At 64.8% G+C, this 10,478-nt stretch carries 8 protein-coding genes and 1 pseudogene; 4 read left to right on the top strand and 5 right to left on the bottom strand.

Annotation, left to right across the window (positions count from 1 at the left end):
* A pseudogene (gene adh / locus VN856_RS12640) lies at nucleotides 1-863 on the bottom strand (aldehyde dehydrogenase); the annotation flags it as partial.
* A gap of 80 nt (nucleotides 864-943) precedes the next feature.
* Here adh and VN856_RS12635 point away from each other — a divergent pair.
* The 3 genes from VN856_RS12635 to VN856_RS12625 all read left to right on the top strand — a co-directional run bounded on the left by VN856_RS12635 (nucleotide 944) and on the right by VN856_RS12625 (nucleotide 4,874).
* Nucleotides 944-2,956 (top strand): prolyl oligopeptidase family serine peptidase, encoded by a 2,013-nt coding sequence (locus VN856_RS12635; protein WP_325689476.1) that lies wholly within the window; start codon nucleotides 944-946, stop codon nucleotides 2,954-2,956.
* A 32-nt stretch (nucleotides 2,957-2,988) separates the two neighbouring features.
* Nucleotides 2,989-3,633, top strand: a complete 645-nt coding sequence (locus tag VN856_RS12630; RefSeq protein WP_325689474.1) for a hypothetical protein — start codon at nucleotides 2,989-2,991, stop codon at nucleotides 3,631-3,633.
* A gap of 341 nt (nucleotides 3,634-3,974) precedes the next feature.
* Complete coding sequence (locus VN856_RS12625) at nucleotides 3,975-4,874, top strand: crotonase/enoyl-CoA hydratase family protein (RefSeq protein ID WP_325689471.1); 900 nt, start codon at nucleotides 3,975-3,977, stop codon at nucleotides 4,872-4,874.
* A gap of 1 nt (nucleotide 4,875) precedes the next feature.
* On the opposite strand, the gene VN856_RS12620 is transcribed toward VN856_RS12625, so the two are convergent.
* The 4 genes from VN856_RS12620 to VN856_RS12605 all read right to left on the bottom strand — a co-directional run bounded on the left by VN856_RS12620 (nucleotide 4,876) and on the right by VN856_RS12605 (nucleotide 9,239).
* Entirely contained in the window at nucleotides 4,876-6,042 is a 1,167-nt protein-coding gene (locus tag VN856_RS12620; RefSeq protein ID WP_325689469.1) for an MFS transporter, read from the bottom strand.
* Nucleotides 6,043-6,086: 44 nt separating this feature from the next.
* Complete coding sequence (locus VN856_RS12615; RefSeq protein ID WP_414686940.1) at nucleotides 6,087-6,680, bottom strand: fasciclin domain-containing protein; 594 nt, start codon at nucleotides 6,678-6,680, stop codon at nucleotides 6,087-6,089.
* 76 nt (nucleotides 6,681-6,756) lie between these two features.
* A complete protein-coding gene (locus tag VN856_RS12610) occupies nucleotides 6,757-8,469 on the bottom strand; it encodes a cytochrome c biogenesis protein DipZ (protein ID WP_325689467.1) in 1,713 nt (570 codons plus the stop codon).
* 107 nt (nucleotides 8,470-8,576) lie between these two features.
* Nucleotides 8,577-9,239, bottom strand: coding sequence for a fasciclin domain-containing protein (locus VN856_RS12605; protein ID WP_325689465.1), 663 nt, complete (start codon nucleotides 9,237-9,239; stop codon nucleotides 8,577-8,579).
* Nucleotides 9,240-9,437: 198 nt separating this feature from the next.
* Here VN856_RS12605 and VN856_RS12600 point away from each other — a divergent pair.
* The coding region (locus VN856_RS12600) for a class I SAM-dependent methyltransferase (protein ID WP_325689478.1) at nucleotides 9,438-10,478 on the top strand (1,041 nt) is incomplete at its 3' end.

Here is a 10,478-nt window from a genome sequence, read left to right as displayed (position 1 = left end):
AGCGCCTTGTCCTGGAAGTCGTCGTGGGCGGCCATCACATCGTTGAAGAAGATGTTGGGGCTCTTGCCGCCCAGTTCGAGGGTGACCGGGATCAGGTTCTGGCTGGCGTACTGCATGATCAGTCGCCCGGTGGTGGTCTCGCCGGTGAAGGAAACCTTGGCGATCCGATCGCTCGACGCCAGCGGCTTGCCGGCTTCGGCGCCAAACCCGTTGACGACGTTGACCACCCCGGGCGGCAGCAGATCGCCGATCAGCGACAGCAGGTAGAGCACCGATGCCGGCGTCTGCTCGGCCGGCTTGAGCACCGCGGTATTGCCGGCCGCCAGCGCGGGCGCCAGCTTCCAGGTCGCCATCAGGATCGGGAAATTCCACGGGATGATCTGCCCGACAACGCCCAGCGGCTCGTGGAAATGGTAGGCGACGGTGTCGTCGTCGATCTGCGACAGCGAGCCTTCCTGGGCCCGGATGGCGCTGGCGAAATAGCGGAAATGGTCGACGGACAACGGGATGTCGGCGGCCAGCGTCTCGCGGATCGGTTTGCCGTTGTCCCAGACTTCGGCCAGCGCCAGCGCGTCCCGGTTCGCTTCGATACGGTCGGCGATCTTGTTCAAGATCGCGGCCCGCTCGGCGGGGGCGGTCTTTCCCCAGGCCTTGGCCGCGCCGTGGGCGGCGTCGAGCGCCTTCTCGATATCGGCGGCGTCCGAACGCGCCACCTCGCAGAACGGCTGACCGGTGACCGGCGTCAGGTTCTCGAAGTAGCGGCCGGCGGACGGTGCCACCCACTCGCCGCCGATGAAGTTGTCGTACCGCGATTCAAAAGACATCAGGGCCCCGGTGGAACCCGGTCGTGCGAAGACAGTCATTTGTCGCCACTCCTCGTCGTTCGACGGTGTTACACAGCTCACACTACCGTCGCGGTAACAATGGCCCCATGGCCGCGCATATGACGAACGAGTCGAACGACCCCTACTTGTGGCTCGAGGACGTCCTCGGTGAGCAGCAGCTGAACTGGGTGCGCGCCCGCAACGATCCGACAGTGGCCCAGTTCGCCGGCGAGGAGTTCGAGCGGATGCGCGCCGAAGCGCTCGAGGTGCTCGACACCGACGCCCGCATCCCGTACGTACGCCGCCGCGGCGAATACCTGTACAACTTCTGGCGCGATGCCGCCAACCCGCGGGGGCTGTGGCGGCGAACCACATTGGACAGCTACCGCAGCGACGCCACCGAGTGGGACGTGTTGATCGACGTCGACGAGCTGTCCCGCACCGACGACGAGAACTGGGTCTGGTCCGGCGCCATCGTCATCGAACCCGAATTCACCCACGCCCTGGTCAATCTGTCGCGTGGCGGGGCGGACGCCGTCGTCGTGCGCGAATTCGACATGCACACACGCGAATTCGTCGTCGACGGGTTTGAGCTGCCGGAGGCCAAGACGCAGATCGGCTGGGACGATCCGGACACCGTGCTGGTCGGCACCGACTTCGGGCCCGACTCGCTGACCGAATCGGGCTACCCGCGCATCGTCAAGCGGTGGCGTCGCGGGACATCGCTCGACGACGCGGAACTGCTGTTCGAGGGCGCCCGCACCGATGTCAGCGTCGGCGGCTCGACCGATCGAACACCGGGCTTCGAGCGCACCTTCGTGTCCCGGGGCACCGACTTCTGGAATAGCGAGCGCTACGAACTGCGCGGCTCGGAACTGATCCACCTCGACGTTCCCTCCGATGCGAGCAGCATCTCGGTTCATCGCGAATGGCTGCTGGTCGAACCGCGCACCGACTGGACCTTCGGTACCACCAGCTACTGCGCCGGCTCGTTGCTGGCGGCCAAATACGACGAATTCCTCAGCGGGTCAAGGGAATTGACGGTGATCTTCGAGCCCGATGCGCACACCTGCCTACATCAGTACGCCTGGACCCGCGACAAGCTGCTGCTCGTCACGCTGGCGGATGTGGCCAGCCGGGTGGAGATCGTCACGCCGGGTAGCTGGAAGCGCGCACCGCTGGAAGGAATTCCCGCAGCGACCGAGAGCGTGATCGTCGCCGCCGACGACACCAGCGACGAATTCTTTCTTGACTCAAGCGGCTTCGACAGTCCGTCGCGGCTGCTGCGTGGTACCGGTAGCGGCGCTCTCGAGCAGGTCAAGGCCGCGCCAGGGTTCTTCGACGCCGAAAACCTCTCTATAGCACAATATTTCGCGACGTCGAAGGACGGCACTGCGATTCCCTACTTCGTCGTGCGACCGGGCGAGTCGGAAGGGCCGGGCCCGACTCTGCTGTACGGCTACGGCGGATTCGAGAATTCCTATACCCCCGGCTACAGCCCGGTGATGGGCCGGCTCTGGCTGGCCCGCGGCGGCACCTACGCGCTGGCCAACATCCGCGGCGGCGGTGAGTACGGGCCGCGCTGGCACACCCAGGCGATGCGCGAGGGCCGCCACTTGGTAGCCGAAGACTTCGCTGCAGTGGCAACCGATTTGGTCGATCGCGGCATCACCACGGTGCCGCAACTCGGCGCGCAGGGCGGCAGCAACGGCGGACTGTTGGTAGGCATCATGCTGACCAAGTACCCAGAACTGTTCGGCGCGTTGGTCTGCCAAGTCCCACTGTTGGACATGCGCCGCTTCCATCTGCTGCTGGCCGGCGCATCCTGGGTCGCCGAGTACGGCAACCCCGACGACCCGGCCGACTGGGAATTCATTGCCGAATACTCGCCCTACCAGAATGTCTCGGCCGACGCCGACTACCCGCCGGTACTGATCACCACGTCCACCCGCGACGACCGCGTGCATCCCGGGCATGCCCGAAAGATGACGGCGGCGCTGGAAGCCACCGGCCACCGCGTTTGGTACTACGAGAACATCGAGGGCGGCCACGCCGGTGCAGCCGACAATGCGCAGAGTGCGTTCAAGACGGCGCTGGCCTTTGCGTTTCTCTGGCGGATGCTGGGTACTTGACAGTGCAAGATACGAGGGTGTGGTGTGGTGCGATGCGATTGCCGTTCAAGCTGTGCGGGACGATCGCCGCCATGGCATTGCTGACCGTGCCGGGTTGCTCCAAAGTCATTACCGGTACCGCCGTCCCTGGCCCTCACGATCCGGTAGCCAAAGGCAGTTCGTGCGAGCAAGTTTCAGCGCCCTTGACGCCGATCGACCCGCACTCCGACGGCGAGCCGCGGCTGCGGATTCCGCAGCCGGCGGGCTGGGAGCGCGCGTCGATGCTGGACTCAGACGTCATCCGCTTCACGATGAGAAACAAGGACCTGGTGGCCAACAATTTCATGCCCACCGCGGTGGTAACTCTGGAATCTGTGCCCGGTGCGGCCACCAATGACGAAACGATTTTCGACCAGGAACGGGCTGCACTGGTCGACCGCCTTGGCGCCACCGGGATGCATGCGAAGGAGATCACCCTCTGCGGCGACAAAGCTGAGCTCGTCGACTACGACGCCCCGGGCATGGGTCGTATTCCGCCGCGCAAGATCAGGACACTGATGGTCGCAGCTACCTATGACACCAGTACCTACGTCACGACCGTCACGGTCCAGTCCACCGATCCGGGCAACCCCGTGTACACCCGCGACACCGACACCGTCCTGACCGGATTTCAGATGCTGCCGCCCGACGGCGGCTAGCGCAGCATCCTCGTTCACTACGGCGCGATACTCATCTGCTCACTTTTTCGTCAAGATTCGGCGAAACGCCGCGGATAATCCTTGGGTGTGATTAGCCTGAGGTGTACCTTAATTTTTACTGAGACGCGGCAGTATGGGAATCCGAGGGAGGGTTCGAGATGAACCCGGTGTTGATAGGCACATTGTCGGTGGTCGGCCCGGCATTCGCGGTAGGGATTTACCAGCTGCAGGCGCACCTCGAACGGTGGGATGCCCAACGACACGCCGAGGACTGACGTCAGTCGTCCCCGGGGTGCGCCGAGGCTCTTGACCCCTGAGTCCGGAGCGGCTTCGCTTCGGCTATGCCGACAACCGATTTCGAGACACTTCTGTACACCACGGCGGGACCCGTCGCGACCATCACGCTGAACCGCCCGGACCAGCTCAACACCATCGTTCCGCCGATGCCCGACGAAATCGAGGCCGCAGTCGGCCGGGCCGAGCTGGACCCGGACATCAAGGTCATCGTGCTGCGCGGCGCCGGCCGGGCGTTCTGCGCCGGCTACGACTTCGGCAAGGGCTTCCAGCAGTGGGACGACTACATGAACACCGACGGCCAGTGGGACCCGGGCAAGGATTTTGCGATGGTTACCGCCCCCGTTGGACCGCATCAGAAGTTCATGGCGATCTGGCGGGCCACCAAACCGGTGATCGCCCAGCTGCACGGTTGGTGCGTCGGCGGGGGCAGCGACTACGCGCTGTGCGCCGACATCGTCATCGCGAGCAACGACGCCGTCATTGGCACCCCGTACAGCCGAATGTGGGGCGCGTACCTAACCGGAATGTGGATGTACCGGCTGAGCCTTGCCAAGGCGAAGTGGCACGCCCTGACCGGTCGGCCGCTGACCGGCGTGCAGGCCGCCGAGATCGAGCTGATCAACGAGGCGGTGCCGTTCGAGCGGCTCGAGGCGCGCGTCGCCGAGATCGCCGACGAACTGGCGCAGATCCCGCTGTCGCAGCTGCGGGCGCAGAAGCTGATCGTCAACCAGGCCTACGAGAACATGGGCCTGGCCTCCACCCAGATGCTGGGCGGCATCATTGACGGCCTGATGCGCAACACCCCCGAGGCGCTCGACTTCATCCGCATCGCACAAACCCAGGGTGCACGGACCGCGGTCGAGCGCCGCGACGGGCCGTTCGGCGACTACAGCCAGGCACCGCCGGAGCTGCGGCCCGATCCGTCACACGTCATCACGCCGTAATTCACAGCGGCGATGGAGTGGCCGCCGACGCGGATCGGTGGGCGACCAACGGAAAGAAAGGCAGCGCGGCCAACGGAAACAGCCCGCACACCGCGAAGGCAAGCGGATAGCCGGCCGCGGTGATCAGAGCACCGAATACCGGGGGCCCGATCGCGACGGTCATCCGCTCGACGGTGTTCTGGGTGCCCAGGGCGCGCCCACTCCAGTACCGCCCGGCGATCTCCGGCACGCTGGTGAACGGCAGGCCGTTGTCGCCGGCGATCGCCAGGGCAACGACCATGGCCACCACCGCAATTGCCGAATGCAGCTGATCGGCGAGCGCCAGCACCAGCAGGACCACCGAGGTGACCACAGCGATATGCCGCAGCGGGCGCATCCGCGAGCCGACCCGATCGGCCCAACGACCAGCTGCCGTACGCGCGAGCGCACCCAACACCTGCGAGAAACCCATCAGCGCACCGGCCCACGCGATCGAGAAGGCGTGCTGACGGGTCGCCCAGACCAGCATGAACGTCAGCACCACCGGCTGCGGCACCATCAGCAAGGCCGAGGCCAGATGAATTCGCCACAAGGCGGCCGTCTTTCGATACGGATTCTCCAACTCGCCTTCGTCGGCCTCAGCTCGCGGTGGGCGCGGCGGATCCTGCACGCCCACAACGCAAGCAACCGCCGACAGCGCGCAACCCACCGCGGGAAACACCAAGGCCACCGAGAAGTTGTGCTTGCCAAGCTCGGGAAGCACTACCGCACCCACCGCTATTCCCAGTGGCTGCGCAGTCTGCCGGAACCCCATCGCCAATGCACGCTGCTGCGGCGGAAAACACCCGATCACAAGGCGGCCGCTGGCGGTGATCGTGCTGGCGGCGGCCATGCCGCCGAGGAACAGAAAGATCCCCATCAGCACCATCGAATGCGCTGACGCCGCGGCCAGCGCCGCCGCCGCGGTCAGAGCCAAACCGACTGCGAGAACAAATCGTTCGCCGATGCGATCCAACAGATAGCCCCAACCGATGAGGGTGACCATCGTGCCGAAATTCGGCATCGACGCGAGCAAACCGGCCGTCGCGAGACCCGTACCGCGCTGTGCCTTCATCGCCGGAATCAGAAAGGCGATGGCGTTGATGAAGACGTTCGCCGACAACGTCGCTGTCAACGAAATCACCAGCATGGACCAACGTTTCGCGGCACTCAGGCCCGTGTCGCCGGGAAGACTCACTGCCCAGGTGGCATCAATACCGTGTCGATCATGTATACCGTCGCGTTCGCGGTCGGCACGCCACCACAAACCAGGCCGGCGTTGTTGACCTTGAGGCCGTTGCCGCCGCCCGTCACGTTCACCGGCGCACCCTCAACGCTGTTGTGTGAGCCGTCAACCTGTGCCGGGCTCAGCTGGCCGGGCACCACGTGATAGGTCAGGATGCTCTTCAACATGTCCGAATTGGTTTTCAGCTCATTGATGGTCGCGGCCGGCAGCTTGCTGAATGCGGCATCGGTCGGTGCGAAAACCGTGTACTGACCACTGTTTAGCGTGTCGACCAGATTCACTTGCGGGTTGAGTTGACCAGAGACCGCCTGGGTCAGGGTCGTGAGCTGGGGGTTGTTCGAGGCCGCGACGGCGACCGGGTCCTGCGACATCCCGGCTACCGAAGCAGGGCCGTTCGGGTGCATTGATGCATAGTCCGCACAACCCGAACCCACGAGATTCGGTGCGGCCATGGCTGGTGCGCATGTGGCGAGGGCAATGCCCACCGCGGCGGCTGCCGCGAGGCCCACTGCCGGGATCGCCTTGGTTTGGCTGTTGATCACTTTTCAGGCTCCTCAGTGTTGATAGCTACACAATTTGTTCGGAGCCGGACGCGCCGTGGATTGGCTGCGGCGCGAATCAGCCATAGGTAAAGGAAAAGACCTGCAGCCCTTTGCTGGCACGCACATCGATGGATCCGCGGGCCACGTCGCCGGCCGCGACGATCTGGTGTGACGTCGGTGGCCCACTGACCGGTACCGTTGTTGTCTTGCCGTCGCGGGTGACGGTGAGGGTGCCGGTTCCGCCGACGACGATGTAGACGTCCTTGGCGTGGAAGTTCAGCTTGATGCTCGAGGAATCGCTGTCGGCCGTCGCGCCCTGGTAGTCCAGTGCCCACGGTCCCTGTAGCGCAAAGGAATCGGCGGGCAGTGTCGGCGGGTACGCGAACGTGGCGCTCCCCTCGTCGTATTTACCGACTCCGGCGTAGTTGGACACCTTGCCCACTCCGAAGTACGTCTCGCGTGTCAGATCCACCTTCGGGGTGGTGTCGGGAGCATCCACCGGCGCTGGCAGCGAAACCCCGGGACGGGCCGCGGTGAGCAGCTCGCGGATCACGTTTTCGGTGCCGTTGTAATCGCCCTCGCCGAACTTAATGTGCCGCACAACGCCGTTGGCGTCTAACACATATTCGGCCGGCCAATAACGGTTTCGGTAGTTCGTCCACGTCGAGTAACTGTTGTCCTGAGCCACCGGGTAGGTGATCCCTAGGTCGGCGGCGCCCTTTTTCAGGTTTTCCGTGACCTTTTCGAATGCGTACTCGGGAGTGTGCACGCCGATGACCTCGAAACCGCTGTCGTGGTATGCCTTGTACCAGCCTTCGACATGCGGGATGGCACGCTGGCAGTTGATGCAGGAGTAGGCCCAGAAGTCGATCAACACCACCTTGCCGTGCAGCGCGTGCAGATCGATCGGTTTGTCACCGGGGGTGTTCAACCAGGCGGTGATGCCCTTGAGATCGGGCGCTGGACCGCAATTCTCTAGTTGCGCAGATCCGTTGTGGCAGTTCGACAACTCTTTGTTCTGATCGTTGACGATGCCGCCGAGGTTGAGTGCCTCTTGGATCTTCTGGTCGCCGCCCAACTTGTTCTCCAGTGAACTGGTGTAGTCGGGAATCGCCCGCTGCAACGCCGCAGGCAGGTTGAACACCAATGCCACCGCCAGCAGCAGGGTCACAATCCCGGCTATAACCCGAATCTGGCGCTGCCGACGGCGAAAGGCGCTGACCCGCTGCGAAACTCGCTGACCGGCAAGCGCAAAGAACAACAGCGGCACCGCGGTGCCCAAGGCGAAGGCCACAGTCAAAATAACGACAGGCAGACCGATATTCGCGGTGGCCCCGGCCACCACGATCGCGGCAAGCACCGGGCCCGCGCAAGGCACGTACAGCACACCGAGCGCCAGCCCGAGACCAAATCCGCTTGCGCGCGTGGCGATCTGTTTTTGCGGGATGCGGGCAAAGGGTCGCTCCAGCAGCTGCTCGACGCGCGGGAAAATCAGGCCGAGCCCGATGGCCACCAAGGCGAGCAGCGCCACCCAGCGGATAACGTCCTGCGGAAGGTGCAGCAACGACAGCAGTGCCGAGCCGACCAGGGTGACCAGACTGAAGCTCAGCACCAGCCCGGCGATCACCCGATACGGCCGCGACACATCGCGTTTGGCTTCGACGGCCACCGCCCCGCCGGTGGTGCCGGTGGTCCCGGAGAAGAAGATCACCGGCAACACCGGCAGGATGCACGGCGATATGCCGGTGATGAGGCCTCCGACCAGACCGATCAATGCGAGCGACACCATGATCATTATTCGCGCCCAGCGTCGTTCTGGATTGGTCGGGCCCCTGACCAGCGATAGGGCAGCCCGGGGGACCGGGCTGCCCTATCTTCACGACGATCCGCGAACGACTACTGGCTGGGTGGCACCAGCACAGTGTCGATCATGTACACCGTCGCGTTAGCGGTGTGCACCCCTCCGCACACCAGGCCCGCGTCGTTGACTTTGAGGTCGTTCCCCATGCCGGCCACAGTTACTTCGGCGCCCTGCAGCGTCTTGTGCATGCCGTCGACCTTGGCCGGGCTCGCCTGGCCTTGCACCACATGGAAAGTCAGGATGCTCTTCAACTTGTCAGTGTTCGTCTTGAGATCGTCGAGCGTGGCCGCCGGCAACTTGTCGAATGCGGCGTTGGTCGGCGCGAACACGGTGTACTGGCCGTTGTTGAGGGTGTCGACGAGGTTGACGTTCGGGTTCAATTTGCCCGACAACGCCGCCGTCAGGGTCGACAGCATCGGATTGTTGGACGCCGCCGTGGCGACCGGGTCTTGTGCCATTCCGGCCACCGAAGCCGGGCCATTGGGATGCATCGCGGCGTAGTCCGCGCATCCGGAGCCGACCAGGTCACTGGCCGGGGCCGCCGTGGCGCCGGTCATGGCCGGGGCCGCCGAGCTGCTCATCGGCTGCGCGCTGGACTGTTGCCCAGAGTCGGTTTTGGTGCTCGAACACGCCGAGAACCCCAGCGCCGCAAGCGCCGCGAAACCCACCGCGAGTGTCTTCCTCTGACCGTCGTTCATTCCGCTTAACTCCTTTGTCGTCGCGGCCTGCGCCGCCAGATTTGTCACTGATGCAAGGCATTCGGAGCGGTCCGCGGGAGGGATGGGTCACACGCGCCGATCGTTGTGACGGCCGTCGCTCAACCGCAAGGCCGTCCGCTCCGAATATGTGGTGTGCAACAACCATGTCACCTCTATGTTGTGGACGACGTCTCGGAGATCGAGCCCGACGCTCCCCTAGTGCTCGTCAGCAGCCAAAGCACCCCAACGGCAACCGATTCAGACTGTTGGCCGGAGGTTCTAGCGGCACCGTCCGGGCCGGTGGCCGCCGCATCGGCGGTGTTCGCAGGCCGGCTGCTTCGCCGGGCCGTCGCCGGCCTGCCGATGCGGGTGACCTACCCCGACGGCGCGGTGATCGGCGCGGGCGACGCATCGTCACCCACGCTCACCGTCCACGATCCGGACCGGCTGGCCCGCCGGATGGGACGCCATGGACTCGTTGGCTTCGGCGAGTCCTACATGGCCGGTGAATGGGAGTCGACCGATCTGGTCGCGGTGCTGACCATCATGGCGCCGGCGCTGAACCACCTCGCCCGGCGCGGACTGCGGTTGCTCAAACCGCTCGCGGTCGCCGCTCGGCCGGGCGTGCCGCGATTCAGCCGGCAACAGATGCAGCGCAATATCGCCGCGCACTACGACGATGTCTCCAGCGATCTGTTCATCGAATTCCTCGACGAGACCATGACGTACTCGAGCGCGCTGTTCGACCGCCTGCCGGCCTCGTGGCCCGACCTCGCCCAAGCGCAGCGACGCAAGATCGACCTACTGCTGGACGAGGCCGCGGTCGGACCCGGCACCCGACTGCTGGAGGTCGGCACCGGATGGGGCGAATTGAGCATCCGCGCGGCCGCCCGCGGCGCCCGCGTCCACTCCGTCACCCCCTCGGACCGGCAGAGCTGGCTGGCCCGCCAACGAATCGCCGCTGCCGGCAAATCCGATCGGGTGCGCATCGATGTGTGCGATTATCGCGACATCGACGGACACTACGACGCCGTGATTTCGGTGGAGATGGTCGAGGCCGTGGGACATCGCTCATGGCCGGATTTCCTGAGCACCCTGGACCGGCTGGTCAAACCCGGCGGGCACGTGGTGATCCAGGCGATCACGATGCCGCACGCAGAGATGCTTGCCACCCGCAACAGCCAGACCTGGATCCAGAAGTACATCTTCCCCGGCGGACAGATTCCGTCAGCCAAAGCT

Origin of the sequence: Mycobacterium sp. (genome assembly GCF_035603715.1) — a bacterium.
Classification (GTDB): Bacteria; Actinomycetota; Actinomycetes; order Mycobacteriales; family Mycobacteriaceae; genus Mycobacterium.
The sequence above is the reverse complement of the archived record's forward strand: the minus strand, read 5'-3'. Positions and strand labels throughout refer to the sequence as shown.

Bases quoted from the DNA above. Each gene is read 5' to 3' on its own strand.
- VN856_RS12635 (WP_325689476.1), top strand. From the start codon at position 944: ATGACGAACGAGTCGAACGACCCCTACTTGTGGCTCGAGGACGTCCTC.
- VN856_RS12630 (WP_325689474.1), top strand. From the start codon at position 2,989: ATGCGATTGCCGTTCAAGCTGTGCGGGACGATCGCCGCCATGGCATTG.
- VN856_RS12625 (WP_325689471.1), top strand. From the start codon at position 3,975: ATGCCGACAACCGATTTCGAGACACTTCTGTACACCACGGCGGGACCC.
- VN856_RS12620 (WP_325689469.1), bottom strand. From the start codon at position 6,042: ATGCTGGTGATTTCGTTGACAGCGACGTTGTCGGCGAACGTCTTCATC.
- VN856_RS12610 (WP_325689467.1), bottom strand. From the start codon at position 8,469: ATGGTGTCGCTCGCATTGATCGGTCTGGTCGGAGGCCTCATCACCGGC.
- VN856_RS12605 (WP_325689465.1), bottom strand. From the start codon at position 9,239: ATGAACGACGGTCAGAGGAAGACACTCGCGGTGGGTTTCGCGGCGCTT.